This is a genomic window from Brevundimonas sp. UBA2416 (genome assembly GCF_002343105.1).
In the GTDB taxonomy this organism is placed as follows: Bacteria; Pseudomonadota; Alphaproteobacteria; order Caulobacterales; family Caulobacteraceae; genus Brevundimonas.
The window spans coordinates 66,553-81,504 of sequence record NZ_DDRM01000042.1 but is presented as its reverse complement, the minus strand read 5'-3'; the positions used below and the strand labels follow the sequence as shown (position 1 = coordinate 81,504).

Genomic DNA, 14,952 nt, shown 5'->3' with positions numbered 1-14,952 from the left:
CTGGGTCTCGCCGCGGGTGAACAGGGCCGAGCCGTGGGTGCGCGGGAAGACGCCGACTTCCGAGACGATGTCGCGGACCTTGTCGAGGGCGCGGCCGTCGACGCGGTGGCCGTTGTCGATGATGTCGCGACGCAGGACGTGGGCTTCACATTCCTTGAAGGCCGCGCCGAACTTGGCGGAATCGACACCGTCCGGATTTTCGTCGGTCTTCACCAGCTTGGCGGCGGCGGCCTTCTTGGCCACGTCGACGCCGTTGCGGCGCTCGTATTTGCCGGCGTGGGTGTAGGCCTTCTTGATGTCCTCGCCGACCAGCTTCTGGATGGCGGTGACGACGTCCGAGTGATCCTCGGCCTGGAAGTCGAAGGGCTCCTTGGCGGCGTGCTCGGCCATTTCGATGATGGCGTCGATCACCGGCTGCATGCCGCGATGCGCGAACATCAGGGCGTTGAGCATGATGTCTTCCGACAGCTCCTTGGCTTCGGATTCGACCATCATCAGGGCGTCCTGGGTGCCGGCGACGACGAGGTCGAGCTGGCTGTCAGGCATCTGGTCGAGGGTCGGGTTCAGAACGTATTCGCCGTCGATATAGCCGACGCGCGCGGCGCCGATCGGGCCCATGAAGGGCACGCCCGAGATGGTCAGGGCAGCCGAGGCGGCGACCAGGCCGAGGATGTCGGGGTCGTTCTCCATGTCGTGCTGCAGCACGGTGACGACGACCTGGGTCTCGTTCTTGAAGCCCTTGACGAACAGGGGGCGGATCGGACGGTCGATCAGGCGGGAGACCAGGGTCTCCTTCTCGGTCGGACGGCCTTCACGCTTGAAATAGCCACCCGGGATCTTGCCGGCGGCGAAGGTCTTTTCCTGGTAGTTCACGGTCAGCGGGAAGAAATCCAGGCCCGGCTTGGGCGCGCGACCGTAGACGACGGTGGCGAGGACGACGGTCTCGCCGTAGGTGGCCAGAACGGCGCCGTCAGCCTGACGGGCGATGCGGCCCGTTTCGAGGGTCAGCGGGCGTCCGGCCCAGTCGATCGTCTTGCGTTTGATATCGAACATGTTCGTCTTTCATATCCCGCGGGCGGATTCCGCGCGGGGTCCCATCAGTGGGTGGAGCGTCGGGCGTTCAGTCCTTCGGTCCATGGATCGTGCGCGCCATCGCGAACGATCCGGGAAGAAGAGGACCGGTATGGCCCTCGCGTCATGCACCGGTACGAACCGCGGCGCGCGGCTGGTCTCTGGATGCGGAAAGAGGCGCGGACATGGCCCGCGCCCCAAATCTCATCCGCGTTCCGCGCCTAGCGGCGCAGGTTCAGCTTGCCGATCAGAGCGGTGTAGCGCTCGCGATCAACCTTGCTGAGGTGGTCAAGAAGGCGACGACGCTGCGAGACCATCTTGAGCAGGCCGCGGCGCGAGTGGTTGTCCTTCTTGTGGGTCTTGAAGTGATCGGTGAGGTTGGCGATGCGTTCCGAAAGGATCGCGACCTGGACCTCGGCCGAGCCGGTGTCGCCGGCGGAGCGGGCGTTATCGGCGATGACTTCGTTCTTACGCTCGGGCGTAATCGACATCGGGTGTACTCCTAAAGGAGGTTAAAAACGCGGTCGGGTTCTAGCCGGCCGGCCCGCAACTGACCGAGAGCGACGAGGGTCTGACCCTGAAAGGCTGAAACGGTTCGGGAGCCGTCCCGAAGGCGGCTCTTGAGCGTTTCGACCTGTCTGGGGAGCAGAACGATCGGTCGTCCCTGACGAAGCGAGAAGGCGTCCTGATCCGTCACGGCCAGCTCCGGGATGTCGTCCAGGGCGGTCGCGACGGGAAGCAAGCCTTCCGAGGCGGCGTCCCTATGCACCAGATCGGTCAGGAAATCCAGCGTGACGGCGTTTTCCGTAGAGAACGGTCCGACCCGCTCGCGACGCAGGGCGGAAACATGCCCCTCGGCGCCCAGAACGGCGGCCAGGTCGCGCGCCAGCGAACGGACATAGACGCCCTTGCCGGTGCGGATGGTCAGTTCGACATGGTCGGCGTCGGGCGCATCGCTGACCGCCGCCTCATGGATCGTCACCCGGCGGCTGGCCAGTTCGAACTCGGCGCCCTCGCGGGCCAGGTCATAGGCGCGCTGGCCGTCGACCTTGATGGCGCTGAACTGCGGCGGGATCTGATCGATCTCGCCGACAAAGGCCGGAAGCGCCGCGCGGACCGCCTCGACATCGGGCCGGACGTCCGAGCGGCCGGTGATCTCGCCCTCGCGGTCGAGGCTGTCGGTCGAGATCCCCCAGTTGATGGTGAAGCGATAGACCTTCTGCGCCTCCATCATGAAGGGGACGGTCTTGGTCGCCTCGCCGAGGGCGATAGGCAGGATGCCGGAGGCCAGGGGGTCGAGGGTGCCGGCGTGTCCGGCTTTCTGGGCGTCGAACAGGCGGCGGACCTTCGAGACGGCCTCGGTCGACCCCATGCCGAACGGCTTGTCGAGACAGACCCAGCCGTTGACGATCTCGCCCTTCTTGCGACGGCCCACTAGTTGGTCCCGGCGCTGTCATCCGTCTCATCGTCCTCGAACGGCGAGACATAGACGTCGGCGCGGACGCGGGGGTCGTCGAGCAGCCGGTTCAGCCGCTCGGCGGCGGCGAAGCTCTCGTCGTGGCGGAAACGCAGGTCGGGGGTGAAGCGCATCTCAATATGCCGTCCCAGCGCGCCGCGCAGGAATTTGGCGTGGGCGTTCAGCGCCTTGACGATCTCGTCGATATGGCCCGCGACGGGCGCCGTCTCGACGCCGGCGCCCAGTGGCTCGACGAAACAGGTGGCGTGTTTCAGGTCGGGGGACAGTCGCACCTCGGTGACGGTGACCGACACTCCGACCAGGGCGGGGTCGCGAATCTCGTTCTCGCGCATGACCTCGACGAGGGCGTGACGGATCATTTCGGAGGCGCGCAGCTGACGCTGGCTGACGGTTCCGGCCTTGGCGGCGGGCTTCTTCTGTTTGCGGTTGCTCATGGCTCTGTCCTCGTCGCCTGCCGGGGATCGGACCCGGCTCTCAAAAGCGACGCCGCGTCGGGTCGGAAAGGCATGACCTTTCGAGCGCGGCGAAATTGAATGAGCGCGGGGTCTAGTCCCGCGGGGCCGCCGTGTCCAATTGCGCCCGCTCGATGGTGGCCATGACCTCCGACGACGTTATGGCGCGCAGCGGTCGGGCGGGCAGGCCGGCGGCGTTGAGCACGCCGGCGCTCCAGTGGTTGCAGAGCCGGCCGATCCAGAAATGCTCATGGCTGGCGAAGAAGCGGGCGTCGTCGCCGGCCCGGGCGGCGGCGATGCGGGCCTGGCCATCGTCGAGGTCGAGCGAGGCCTCGATGTGGGCGGCCATGACCTCGAACCCTGCGGTGGAAAGTCGAAGCGAGCGGCGGCGGTCGTCGGCGACCAGATCGCGCGGATCACGCCGGGCCGGGTCGAGCATGATCACCGAGGCGTTGCCCGGACGGAAGAAGGCCCTCGCCCCGTCGGGCAGGCGGTCGCCGATCGGGCTCTGGTCGACATAGAATCTGGCGTCGCCCCAGCCGATCAGGATCCAGTCGCCCGGCGGCAGGCTGCGCACCGCTTCAGCCAGCGGCCCGGCCCGCGTCTCGAGCGAGGCGCGGGGGACGGCGAGATCCGTGTGGAAGCCGTTGTCCAGAACATGGACCTCGACGCCGGGTTCAGCCGCAGACGCCGGCCACAGGGCGGGGTTGCCGGGCGCGGTCCAGGTCCAGAGGGCGGCGACCCCGCCGAGGGCCATGGCGGCGACGAGAGGTCCGAGCCCGTATCCCTTGAGCCGGCGCTTCATCGCGCCTTGAGTCGCCACGCCCCGCACAGGGTTGCGACGGGGGCGTCGGGGCCTAACCGGGCCGGGGCGCGGAACAGCATCAGGTCGACCCGGTCGCGGCGGTGCAGCAGGGCGATCATGTCCGGCGCCTGGCCTGCGCAGAGGGCCGAGGGCTTCACCGGCTCGGCGCGCGTCGCGGGGATGATGCGGCGGATCTCGATCTGGGCGTCGGCGGGGGCCTCAAGGCGGTCGGCGAAGGTCTGGCCGAAGACGAAATGCTCGCGTCCGGCGGCAATCCGCAGGGGTGAGGTCCGGAAGCTGTCGCCTGTGTCGAACCGGACCATGGCGCCGGCGAAGGTGGCGCCGCCGAGGGCCGCGCGGGCGGTCTCGTCCGCAGGGCCGAATTCGCCGGTCAGCACGGCATCGCTTGATGCGGCGACCGACGGGTTGCCGTCATCGGCGAGGGCGGACTTCAGCCCCGTGATGCCCTCGCCCTCGCCTGAGACCAGCCGTCCCGCCCAGTCCGCGACCCGCCCGGCGGCGGGCGCCGCGTCGTCGCGGATCATGGCCCAGGCGGCCACGGCCTGCTTTTGCTCGATGGCCAGCAGGAAGAGCACCAGGCACAGGAAGGCCAGCCCGCCGGCGAGGCTTTTCATTCCCCTCTGGCGCGGGGTGGTGCTGCGGACTTCGGCGACCGTCATGCCGCAACCCTAGCGGGGGTCTGTGGCGGCGGGAATGACTATCGCGCCACAGGTGCGTCAGGGAGTGGGAAGGCGGGCGTCATCGTCCGGCCCGCTCGCGGGCGGCAGGGCCCACTCGCCGCGCCAGTTGTACGACAGCTGGACACAGTGCCGGTAGCCGCCGTCCGGCCAGCGCCCGACCGCGTGCACGGTCATGGGTCGGCCCAGCCGGACCCGTCCCAGCACCATCCAGGCCTCTTCCGACCCGGGGCAGAGCGCCCGACTCAGGCCCCGGCCACCGCCTTCCGGCGTGATTGCATAGACCGAGGTCTCCCGTGATCCGGCAGGCAGGGCACGCCGCACGGCATCGGGACCGCCGCGCCGGATATCAGCCGAGCCGCGGTTCGAGGTCGAGATGATCCGCCGCACGCTGATCGCGCCGAACAGGCCGCGATCAGCCTCCAGCGTGATGCCGCGCGTCATGGCCTGGGTGACCCGGTCCGAGGCGTCATAGGCGAGGTAGCGCGTCTCTGCCGCGGCCGGTCCGGCGATGGCTGAGGCGGCGAGCAGGGGGATCAGGAAAGGACGCATGAGGCTTGATCCTCGACGGATAAGGCGAAACGGCGGCGCTGTCGCGCCGCCGTTCCGGTCTTCTCGCTAGTCCAGCGTGCGCTTGATCTCTTCGACCGTGAAGCACTCGATGTAGTCGCCGGCCTTGATGTCCTGGAAGCCCTGGAAATGCATGCCGCACTCCTGGCCCGACGGGACCTCGTTGACCTCGTCCTTGAAGCGTTTGAGCGTGGTGAGGGTGCCCAGCTCCAGGACCACGACGTCGTCGCGGATGATCCGGACCTTGGCGCCCTTGCGGACCACGCCTTCGGACACCCGGCAACCGGCGATCTTGCCGGTCTTGGAGATGTCGAACACCTGCAGCACCGCGGCATTGCCCAGGAAGGTTTCCCGCTGGAGCGGGGCCAGCATGCCGGACAGCACGCCCTTCATGTCGTCGAGCAGGTCGTAGATGATGGAGTAGTAGCGGATCTCGACGCCTTCGCGCTCGGCCAGGTCGCGAGCCTGTTTCGAGGCGCGGACGTTGAAGCCGAGGATCGGCGCGCCGGCCGACTTGGCCAGCTGGACGTCGCTCTCGGTGATGCCGCCGGCGCCCGAATAGACGGTGCGCGCGCGGACCTCCTCGTTGCCCATCTTCTCGAGCGAGCCGACGATGGCTTCGGCCGAGCCCTGGACGTCGGCCTTGATGAGGACGGGCAGTTCCGAGACCTTCTTGGACTGCAGCTTGGACATCATGTCGACCAGGCTGACCTGGTTGATGCCGCCCGTGGCCTTCTCGCGCTTCACGCGGTCGCGGTATTCGGTCAGTTCGCGGGCGCGGGCCTCGGATTCCACGACGGCGAGGGGCTCGCCGGGGCTGGGGGCCTCGTTCAGGCCGAGGATCTCGACCGGAACCGACGGACCGGCTTCGGTCAGCTGTTCGTTGCGCTCGTTGAGCAGGGCGCGAACCTTGCCCCAGGCCGAGCCGGCCACGACGATGTCGCCGCGACGCAGGGTGCCGCGCTTGACCAGAACAGTGGCGACGGGACCGCGGCCCTTGTCCAGCTTGGCCTCGATGACCACGCCTTCCGAGGACCGTTCCGGGTCCGCCTTCAGATCCATCATCTCGGCCTGCACCAGGATGGCGTCGATCAGGCCGTCCAGGTTGGTGCGGTTCTTGGCCGAGACCTCGATGATCTGGGTGTCGCCGCCCAGGCTCTCGGCGATGACTTCGTACTGCAGCAGTTCGTTGACGACCTTGAGCGGATTGGCGTCCGGCTTGTCGATCTTGTTGACCGCCACGATGATCGGGGCGTTGGCCGCCTTGGCGTGCTGGATGGCCTCGATGGTCTGGGGCATGACGCCGTCGTCGGCGGCCACGACCAGAACCACGATGTCCGTCACATTGGCCCCGCGCGCCCGCATCGCCGAGAAGGCGGCGTGGCCGGGCGTGTCCAGGAAGGTGACGCGATCGTCGTTGGGCAGGCGGACCTGATAGGCGCCGATGTGCTGGGTGATGCCGCCGGCTTCGCCAGAGGCGACGTCGGTGGTGCGCAGGGCGTCAAGCAGCGAGGTCTTGCCGTGGTCGACGTGGCCCATGATGGCCACGACCGGCGCGCGGGGCGTGGTCGCCTCGTCGTCGATCGCATCGGACAGGAAGCCCGTCTCGACGTCGGACTCGGACACGCGCTTGACGGTCATGCCGTATTCGTCGGCCACCAGTTCGGCGGTGTCGGTGTCGATGACGTCGTTGATCTTCATCATCAGGCCCTGACGCATCAGGAACTTCACGATGTCGACGCCGCGCACGGCCATCCGGTTGGCCAGGTCGCCCACGGTGATGACGTCAGGGATGACGACTTCGCGCGGACGGTTCGGGGCGTCGGTGGAGCCGCCCTTGCGCTTTTCCTTCTCGCGTTCACGGGCCCGGCGAACCGAGGCCAGTGAGCGCATCCGCTCGGCGGTGTCGCCGTCGCCGGCGACCGACTGGATGGTCAGGCGGCCTTCGCGACGCTTGGGTTCGCCGCGGGTGCGGCTGACGGCCTTGCCGGCGTCCGAGAAACGCTTGTCGCGATCATCCTCGGGCTTCAGCGGGCGGGCGAAACCGCCGCCGGGCGCGCGGCTCGGACGGGCGACCTCGGCCTGGGCCGGGGGGGCGTTCGGGGTCGGACGACCGCCGGGACCCGTGCGCGGACCCGGACGGGCTGCGCCCGGCGCAGGGCGCGGAGTCAGGGCCGAATAGCGGACCGGCTCGGCCGGACGGCCGGTCGGTCGGGCCGGAGCGGCGGGACGGTCGGAATAGGCGCGCTCGCCGCCGCCCATGGCTTCTTCACGGGCCGAACGGCCGCCGAAGGCCGGGCCGGAGGGCGCCCGCGACGGATTGGGGGCCTTGGGAACGCGCTGGCCGAAATTGACCACGGGGCGAGCGGGCGGGGCCGGACGGGCCGGGGCAGCCGGGGCCGGAGCGGCGGCCTCGACCGGTGCCGGGGTCGGCGCGACCGGGGCGGCCGGAGCCGGCGTCGGCGCTGCGGCCGGGGCGCGTTTGGCCGGAGCGGCGGGCGCGGCGGCCGTCAGCTTGGCGGCCTCTGCGCGGGCGGCCTCGGCAGCGGCGCGGGCGGCAGCGGCTTCAGCCTGGGCGGCGTTGGCGATCTGGGCGGCGGCGGCGGCCTGTTCATGGGCGGCCTGGTCGCGGCGCGCCTGTTCGGCGGCGGCGGTCTGGGCGCGCTCGGCCTGGGCGCGGGTGGCCAGTTCGATGGCGCGGCGGCGGGCTTCCTGTTCCTCGTTCGACAGGCGGCCGCCGGCGGGACCGGCCGGCGCTGCCGGACGGGGGGCCTGCGGCGCGGGCGCATCGGTTCGCGGACGGGCGACGTCGAAGCCCTGCGGACGCTGATGGCCCGGGGCGCCGCCGGCGCGGGGGCGCTTGGTCTCGACCACCACGGTCTTGGTGCGGCCGTGGCTGAAGCTCTGGCGCACGGTGCCGGTCGAAACCGATCCCGCCTGCCGGGGCTTCAGGCTCAGCGGCGCGCGCGGACCCGTCTGGGACGGAGTCCCGGTCGGAGCCTGCGGTGCGCCGTCGTTGGTCTTGTCGTTCTCGTCAGTCATCCGGTCGCTTTACTCGTGACAGCAGGTGATCCGCCGTCGTCTCGTTCAAACACAAAAAGCCGCGCGTCGCCCTGCCCCCAATCAGGGAGCAGAACCCCGCCCGTCCAAAACCTTGTTCGGGGCCTCAGCCGGCTCACCGCCCCACTCCGGGGGCAGAAGCGGTCGAAATCCCGCCAGTCGTTCGACCTCTATGGTCCAGCGATCGGCCCGCCCGCCCTCAAGCAGGACGGCGTGTATCGCATTTTCCAGCCCAAGGGCCAAACTCAAATCGTCCGCCGTGAAGACGCCGCAGACTTTCGGGGGCGGCGTCATGTGTTTCGCCAGCGAAAGCAGCTTGCCGCGACCGTCCGCGGAGCCGTCCGCCGCCTCGATGATCCAGGCGGCCTTGCCCGACCGCACATTGGCCAGGGATTTCTCGAAGCCGGAGATAAGCACGCCCTCGCGCCGGGCAAGCCCCAGCTGGTCCAGACAGCGACGGAACAGCAGGCTTTCGACCGTGTCCGCGAGGTCCGCGGCCGGCTTCATCGGCGCCTTGGCGGCGCGCGAGAACAGGTTCTTCTTCACCGCCGCCTCGATGGAGGCGCGGTCCGCCGCGACCCAGAGGCCGCGGCCCGGCAGCTTGCGCGCCAGATCGGGAGCGACCGAACCGTCCGGAGCGGCGACGAAGCGGATCAGGCGAGATTCGTCCATGACCTCGTGGGTGACGAGGTCGCGGCGTTCCCTATCGATCGTCGCTTCGCGCAGACTCATGGAAGGTTCGGTCTCCCATCACGCGTTGGGGGTTTGTTCGGGGTCCTCGACGAGAACCTCGGCGTCTTCTTCGGCGGCGACTTCTCCGTCTTCGCCTTCCGGCGCGGCGGCGAAGACGGCGTCGGCGTCATATTCGCCCTCGGCCAGTTCTTCCTCGTATTCCGGCTCCGGCGGCTGCGGCAGTTCCGAGGCGTCGATCCAGCCGGCCGCGACACGGGCCTGGAGGATCAGCATCTCGGCCTCTTCCTGGGCCAGGTTAAAGCTTTCCAGAACGCCCGGGACCTTGACCCGTTCACCGTTCTTGACCTCGTAGCCGCCGCGGATCTCATCGGTGGCCAGATCAGCCAGGTCCTCGACAGTCTTCACCCCGCCTTCGCCCAAGGCGACGGCGATGGCGCCGGTGACGCCCGGAACAGCCATCACCTCATCCTGCACGCCCAGTTCGACCCGTTTCGCGTCCAGTACGGCAGCCTGTTTTTCGAGGAAGTCGCGGGCGCGGGCCTGAAGTTCCTCGGCGGTGTCCTCGTCGAAGCCCTCGATGTCCGAGATTTCGTAGGTTTCCACGAAGGCCAGGTCCTCGACCGTAGCGAAGCCCTCGGTGACCAGCAGCTGGGCGATGACTTCATCGACGTCCAGGGCTTCCTGGAACAGGGTGGTGCGCTCGGCGAACTCGCGCTGGCGACGCTCGGAGTCCTGGCTCTCGGTGATGATGTCGATCTGCCAGCCGGTCAGCTGGCTGGCGAGGCGGACGTTCTGGCCGCGGCGGCCGATGGCCAGCGACAGCTGCTCGTCCGGCACCACGACCTCAACGCGGTCAGCTTCCTCATCGAGCACGACCTTGGAGACCTCGGCCGGGGCCAGGGCGTTGACGATGAAGGTCGGCTCGTCGGCGTTCCACTGGATGATGTCGATCTTCTCGCCCTGCAGTTCGGCGACAACCGCCTGGACCCGCGAGCCGCGCATACCGACGCAGGCGCCGACCGGATCGATCGAGGAGTCGTTCGACAGCACGGCCATCTTGGCACGCGAACCGGCGTCGCGGGCGGCGGCGCGGATCTCGATCACGCCGTCGTAAACTTCCGGGACTTCCTGGGCGAACAGCTTGGCCATGAAGCCGGGGTGCGAGCGCGACAGCATGACCTGGGGGCCCTTGGCCTCGGCGCGGACGTCATAGATGTAGGTGCGGATCCGGTCGCCGATGTTGAACACCTCGCGCGGGATGGAGTCGTTGCGGCGCATGATGCCCTCGCCCCGGCCCAGATCGACGACGGTGTTGCCGTACTCGACCCGCTTGACGGTGCCGTTGACGATCTCGCCGACGCGGTCCTTGAACTCTTCGTACTGGTTGGCGCGCTCGGCGTCGCGGACCTTGCCGGTCACGACCTGACGGGCCATCTGCGTCTGCACCCGGCCGAACTCGAACGGCGGCAGGTTCTCGATGTATTCCTTGCCGACGAAGGCTTCCGGATCGCGCTTGGAAGCGTCGGTCAGGCGGACCATTGCGCTGTCGTTGAATTCTTCCAGCTCGTCTTCCGGCTGCCAGTCGTCGGCGACGACGGTGACGTGACGGGTCAGCGCCATTTCGCCCGACTTGATGTCGATCTTGGCGCGGATGTCGTGATGGGCGCCGTAGCGCGACTTGGCGCCCTTCTGGATCGCCTCCTCGATCGCCTCGACGACGATCTCCTTGTCGATGTTCTTCTCGCGCGCGACCGCATCGGCGATCGTCAGCAGTTCGAGTCGGTTCGCGGAAACGCCGGCAACAGCCATGGTCTAGTCCTCGGTCTCTTCAGAGTTGTCGTTACGGGCGGCGCGCTTCTCGGCGCCCGCCTTCATCAGTTCGTCGGTCAGCACCAGTTTGGCGTCGACCAGCCATTCAAACGGGATCAGGGCGGTGTCCTCCTCGCCCTCCAGGTCCATGGCGACATTGTCGCCGTCGGTGCCGGCGATCATGCCCTTGAACCGCTTGCGGCCCTCGATCATGCGGTCGCTTTCCAGCCGCGCCTCATAGCCCTCGAACAGGTCGAAGTCGGACAGGCGGGTCAGCGGGCGGTCGACACCCGGCGACGACACTTCCAGCAGATATTCGCCGGCGATCGGATCGGCGGCGTCGAACACCTCCGACACGGCGCGGCTCAGGCGGGCGCACTCCTCGACGGCGATGTCGTGATCCGACGGGCGCTCGGCCATGATCTGCAGCCGCCGCCGCAGGGTGCCGCCCATCAGACGCACGCGCACGATGTCGAGGCCCAGGCTCTCCGCCACGGGTTCGATCAGCTCCAGCAGAGCGCGGTCTTCAACGGTCTTGGCCTTCAACGGGGCGCGGTCCAATAAAAAAGCGGCGGGCCAGACGGCCGCCGCTCAAACGGCGCCGTTAGGACGCCGGTCTAACGATGTGGGACGGCGTATAGCGCCGGCGGCAGGCCTTGTCAGCCCCTCTTGGCGAAGGCGGCGTAGATCAGACCGGCGGCGGCGCCCGAAAGAAGCAGGCTGGAGACCAACCACCACTCCTGGCGGTTTGCACCGGGAGCCCCCAGGTCGGTGGCCCAAGGGGCGAAAAACATCGTCACGCCGGGCGACAGCATGGCCGTTCCGAATCCGGTCAGCACATACAGGCCGGCGGCCAGCATGCCGCCAGCCATGAACACGAGCGGCGTCGACTTTGCGCGCCACGGCATCCGCTGGATTACCGACAGCACCAGGCCGCCGAAAATCAGGCTCGGAACTGCTCCCCAAAATGATGCGATCAGCAAAAGGAGCAGAAAGTTTCCAACCAGCCTCCCGAGGCCACCGGCCCCGACGACCGACTCCGTCAGGCCCATGCCAACGTAGAAGAGCGCCAGCGCAATACCGGGAGCGAGTAGCGCGGCGACAATAAAACCACTGCCGTCGAGCGGCGGCTTGTTCTTCCCTGATTGAGCCAAGCCTCTTACCTCCGGACGCCACGGTCGCGCGTCATCCACCCGTCAAGCAGCGCGGGCGACGGTTGCCAATCTGTTCCGGCAAAGCCAGAACAGACCCCGCATGAAAATCCACTGGATCGGTCTCGACACCCGCGGGCGTCTGGGAATTTCGCGAAAGCCTGACGGGGGCGAGGCGCTGGACGGGCAGATGGCGCGGCTGGCGCACGGCATGGTCGATCATGTGGTCAGCCTGCTCGAGCCGGCGGAGGCCGCCGAGCTGGGTCTGGCCGACGAGGGGGCGGCGGCGGCGAGGCACGGCGTCGGCTTCTACAATTTCCCGATCACAGACCATGGCGTCCCGGCTGACCCCGTCTACTACCGGCGGGTCGCCACCACCATCGAGCGCCGGCTGAACGCCGGTCAGACGATCGTAATCCACTGCCGGGCCGGGCTGGGACGCGCCCCGTCCCTCGCCATCGCGGCCCTGATCGAGGGCGGGCTTCATCCCGACGAGGCCATTCTGAGGGTCGGCAAGGCCCGGGGCCGACCCGTGCCGGAGACTGACGAGCAGCTGGCGTTCCTCCGCGATTTCGCCGCCGGGCTGGGGAGGGTCTGAGGCCGGCTCAGATCAGCTCGATCTGCCCCAGGAAGTCGCGCTTGCCCAGCGGCACACCCAGATGGCGCAGCAGGGCATAGGCCATCGACAGGTGGAAGTAGAAGTTCGGCAGGGCGAAGCTGGTCAGATATCCCTGACCCTCGAAATTGAGCTCGACGCCCGGGAACCTGAGTTCAATCCGGCGGGTCTCGCCCCCCGCGAAGGCAGCGGCCTCGACGCCCTCGATGAAGGCGATCGACAGGGCGACCGTCGCCTTGAGTTCCGCCAGGCATGCCTCGGCGTCATCGGTTTTCGGCCAGGGCTGGTCGGTCAGACGGGCCACACAGCTGCGGGCCGAGAAGGCCGCCATGCGGACCTGATCCGGGAATGGCCGCATGTCCGGCGCCAGCCGCGCCTCCATCAGGGCCGCCTCCTCGAGGCCCGATTCCGCCGCCCGGTCGATCAATCCGGACAGGACGTTCAAACCGCGCAGGAACATGGAAGTCGAGACATGGTCGAGGGTGAGGCTCATCGTTCAGTCCCTTGGCTACGGCGGTTTTCTGCGCCGGATCGCCGAAGATTTCCAGCCGACACCGCCAGGGTCTTGCCCCGTTCGGTCTGCCGTGGTTGGCGTCGGCCATGATCGCGCACCCCGGCCTGCCGCTTCGCCTCGCCGCCGTCCCCGGCTTCGTCCTGCTGATCGCGGTCTGCGCCGGCCTGTCCGTGCCGATGTTCCCGGTGCCGATGACGATGCAGACCTGGGCCGTGCTGCTGGCGGGCGTGGTTCTGGGATGGCGATGGGGCGGCGGCGCCGTCCTGTCGTATCTCGTCCTCGGGCTGACGGGGCTGCCGGTCTTCTCCGACGGCGCGTCGGGCGTCGCCCCGTTCACCGGACCAACCGCCGGCTATCTGCTCGCCTTTCCGCTCGCCGCCGCCGCGGCAGGGGTCCTTGCCGAGCAGGGCCGTTTGCGCGGTTTCATCCCCGCGTCGGCCTGGCTGTTCGGCCTGCACCTGTCGATTCTGGCGGTCGGGACCGGCTGGCTGGCGATCCGCATGGGCGTGCCGGTCGCGGTCGCCGCCGGCTTCACGCCCTTCCTGATCGGCGCCGCAGTCAAGTCGGGTCTGGTCGTCCTCGCCGCGCGCGCCCTGTCGGCGGCGCCGGGTTTCAGGCCCGCATGAAGTCCAGAAAGATCGGCGGGGTGTCGCCCAGCTTCTTCTCTTCATAGCGGGTGACCACATGGTCGGCCGGGGCGGTGCGCCAGTCGTCGGCGGCCTCGGCCAGCCAGACCAGTCCCGGGGTGCGCTCGAACTTCTCCAGCGCCCATTCGGCATAGTCCTTCCAGTCCGTGACGAAGCGCAGCCCGCCGCCGGGCTTCAGCAGCCGCGCGATCTCCGCCGCCGTCTCGTCCTGCACCAGCCGGCGCTTGTTGTGCCGCGCCTTGTGCCAGGGGTCAGGGAACAGGATCATCACCCTGTCCAGCGAGGCGTCCGGCAGGGCGGTCATTACGTCGCGCGCGTCGTCGGCATGGAGGCGGACGTTCTGCAGCCCGCGCTCGTCGATATGGCGCAGGGCCGAGGCGACGCCGTTCAGGAAGGGCTCGCAGCCGATCATCAATGTGTCGGGATGGCGCGCCGCCTGTTCAGCCAGATGTTCGCCGCCGCCGAAGCCGATCTCCAGCCAGACGGCCTTCGCCCCGGGCATGAGGGTGGTCGGATCGATCGGCCCGGTTTTCGGATGAGGCAGGGCGATGCCGGGCAGCAGGGTGTCGAACAGCGCCGCCTGGCGCGGCTTGATGGCGCGCGACTTGATGCGGCCGAACGAGCGGAGCGGGCGGTGGGCGGGATCGTCGGAAGAGGACATGGGCGGCCTTATAGGCGGTCGGACGGTTGGCGCGAGTCCTTCACAGCGCCCGCCGCCTCCCCATGTTCTTCGGGCGCAGGGAGCAGAACATGGCGGACATCATCGGCTGGGGCGTGGGCCTGGCCCTGATCGGGCTGATCGTCTGGGCCACGGTCGCCATGGCGGGCGGCGGCGGGCGAGCGGCGTCGAAACGGCGCGGAGGCGGCGTGCAGATGATGGCGGCCATGCTGTTCGGTTTCGGCGCCGCGCTGGACCCGCCGCAACGGCATGTGGTCGAGGCCAAGGACGAGACGCCGAAGGGCTCGCCGGAAAGCGGCGAGCCCGGACTGGAGCCCTAGATCAGGGCCTTCAGCTGGTCGACCAGATCGGTCTTCTCCCAGCTGAAGCCGCCGTCGGCTTCCGGTGCGCGGCCGAAATGGCCATAGGCGGCGGTGCGGGCGTAGATCGGCCGGTTGAGCCCGAGGTGCTCGCGGATCGATCGCGGGGTAGCGCCGCCGATGAGGCCGAGGATGTTGGCCTCCAGCACGGCTTCATTGATCGGGCCCTTGCCGGTGCCGTGCAGATCGACGTGGATCGACTGGGGCTTGGCCACGCCGATGGCGTAGCTGATCTGGATGGTGCAGCGGTCGGCCAGGCCGGCGGCGACAACGTTCTTGGCCAGATAGCGGCAGGCGTAGGCGGCCGAACGGTCGACCTTGGTCGGATCCTTGCCCGAGAAGGCGCCGCCG

General features: G+C 68.7%; 17 protein-coding genes and 1 pseudogene. 3 read left to right on the top strand and 15 right to left on the bottom strand.

All coding sequences use genetic code 11. The features are described 5' to 3' along the window. The 12 genes and pseudogenes from B3E43_RS13730 to B3E43_RS13675 form a co-directional block, all read right to left on the bottom strand. Window positions 1-1,053: pseudogene (locus tag B3E43_RS13730) on the bottom strand (polyribonucleotide nucleotidyltransferase); the annotation flags it as partial. 239 nt (window positions 1,054-1,292) lie between these two features. Next, a complete protein-coding gene (gene rpsO / locus B3E43_RS13725) occupies window positions 1,293-1,562 on the bottom strand; it encodes a 30S ribosomal protein S15 (RefSeq protein ID WP_150978650.1) in 270 nt (89 codons plus the stop codon). An 11-nt stretch (window positions 1,563-1,573) separates the two neighbouring features. Next, entirely contained in the window at window positions 1,574-2,506 is a 933-nt protein-coding gene (gene truB / locus B3E43_RS13720) for a tRNA pseudouridine(55) synthase TruB (RefSeq protein ID WP_292030434.1), read from the bottom strand. Then, complete coding sequence (rbfA, locus tag B3E43_RS13715; protein ID WP_292030432.1) at window positions 2,506-2,982, bottom strand: 30S ribosome-binding factor RbfA; 477 nt, start codon at window positions 2,980-2,982, stop codon at window positions 2,506-2,508. The genes truB and rbfA overlap by 1 nt, the downstream gene beginning before the upstream one ends. 112 nt (window positions 2,983-3,094) lie before the next feature. Continuing rightward, window positions 3,095-3,805 (bottom strand): DUF2459 domain-containing protein, encoded by a 711-nt coding sequence (locus B3E43_RS13710; RefSeq protein WP_292030431.1) that lies wholly within the window; start codon window positions 3,803-3,805, stop codon window positions 3,095-3,097. Beyond that, window positions 3,802-4,485, bottom strand: a complete 684-nt coding sequence (locus B3E43_RS13705) for a hypothetical protein (RefSeq protein WP_292030430.1) — start codon at window positions 4,483-4,485, stop codon at window positions 3,802-3,804. The genes B3E43_RS13710 and B3E43_RS13705 overlap by 4 nt, the downstream gene beginning before the upstream one ends. A 57-nt stretch (window positions 4,486-4,542) precedes the next feature. Next, on the bottom strand, window positions 4,543-5,055 hold the full coding sequence (locus B3E43_RS13700) for a hypothetical protein (protein ID WP_292030428.1): 513 nt from the start codon (window positions 5,053-5,055) through the stop codon (window positions 4,543-4,545). A gap of 66 nt (window positions 5,056-5,121) precedes the next feature. Beyond that, window positions 5,122-8,115 carry a translation initiation factor IF-2 gene (gene infB / locus B3E43_RS13695; RefSeq protein ID WP_292030426.1) on the bottom strand — a complete coding sequence of 998 codons (2,994 nt, stop codon included), beginning with the start codon at window positions 8,113-8,115 and terminating at the stop codon, window positions 5,122-5,124. 81 nt (window positions 8,116-8,196) lie between these two features. Further along, window positions 8,197-8,865, bottom strand: coding sequence for an RNA-binding protein (locus B3E43_RS13690; protein WP_292030424.1), 669 nt, complete (start codon window positions 8,863-8,865; stop codon window positions 8,197-8,199). Window positions 8,866-8,883: 18 nt separating this feature from the next. Next, window positions 8,884-10,635, bottom strand: coding sequence for a transcription termination factor NusA (gene nusA / locus B3E43_RS13685; RefSeq protein WP_292030422.1), 1,752 nt, complete (start codon window positions 10,633-10,635; stop codon window positions 8,884-8,886). Window positions 10,636-10,638: 3 nt separating this feature from the next. Then, window positions 10,639-11,181: a ribosome maturation factor RimP gene (rimP, locus tag B3E43_RS13680; protein WP_292030420.1), complete on the bottom strand. Its 543-nt coding sequence runs from the start codon at window positions 11,179-11,181 to the stop codon at window positions 10,639-10,641. 113 nt (window positions 11,182-11,294) lie between these two features. Then, on the bottom strand, window positions 11,295-11,789 hold the full coding sequence (locus B3E43_RS13675) for a hypothetical protein (RefSeq protein ID WP_292030418.1): 495 nt from the start codon (window positions 11,787-11,789) through the stop codon (window positions 11,295-11,297). Window positions 11,790-11,889: 100 nt separating this feature from the next. Here B3E43_RS13675 and B3E43_RS13670 point away from each other — a divergent pair, with 100 nt between their 5' ends. Next, window positions 11,890-12,384, top strand: coding sequence for a protein-tyrosine phosphatase family protein (locus tag B3E43_RS13670; RefSeq protein ID WP_292030416.1), 495 nt, complete (start codon window positions 11,890-11,892; stop codon window positions 12,382-12,384). A 7-nt stretch (window positions 12,385-12,391) separates the two neighbouring features. Here B3E43_RS13670 and B3E43_RS13665 read toward each other — a convergent pair whose 3' ends face one another. Further along, on the bottom strand, window positions 12,392-12,895 hold the full coding sequence (locus B3E43_RS13665) for a DUF1993 domain-containing protein (RefSeq protein WP_292030413.1): 504 nt from the start codon (window positions 12,893-12,895) through the stop codon (window positions 12,392-12,394). Window positions 12,896-13,002: 107 nt separating this feature from the next. Here B3E43_RS13665 and B3E43_RS13660 point away from each other — a divergent pair, with 107 nt between their 5' ends. Continuing rightward, entirely contained in the window at window positions 13,003-13,542 is a 540-nt protein-coding gene (locus B3E43_RS13660) for a biotin transporter BioY (protein WP_292030411.1), read from the top strand. On the opposite strand, the gene trmB is transcribed toward B3E43_RS13660, so the two are convergent. Next, window positions 13,529-14,224: a tRNA (guanosine(46)-N7)-methyltransferase TrmB gene (gene trmB, locus B3E43_RS13655; RefSeq protein WP_292030407.1), complete on the bottom strand. Its 696-nt coding sequence runs from the start codon at window positions 14,222-14,224 to the stop codon at window positions 13,529-13,531. The genes B3E43_RS13660 and trmB overlap by 14 nt on opposite strands. Before the next feature lie 89 nt (window positions 14,225-14,313). Between trmB and B3E43_RS13650 the strand changes: the two genes are divergently transcribed. Beyond that, window positions 14,314-14,562: a hypothetical protein gene (locus tag B3E43_RS13650; protein ID WP_292030405.1), complete on the top strand. Its 249-nt coding sequence runs from the start codon at window positions 14,314-14,316 to the stop codon at window positions 14,560-14,562. Here B3E43_RS13650 and B3E43_RS13645 read toward each other — a convergent pair. Beyond that, window positions 14,559-14,952 (bottom strand): methionine adenosyltransferase domain-containing protein (locus B3E43_RS13645; RefSeq protein WP_292030404.1); only part of this gene is annotated, 394 nt, incomplete at its 5' end. The genes B3E43_RS13650 and B3E43_RS13645 overlap by 4 nt on opposite strands.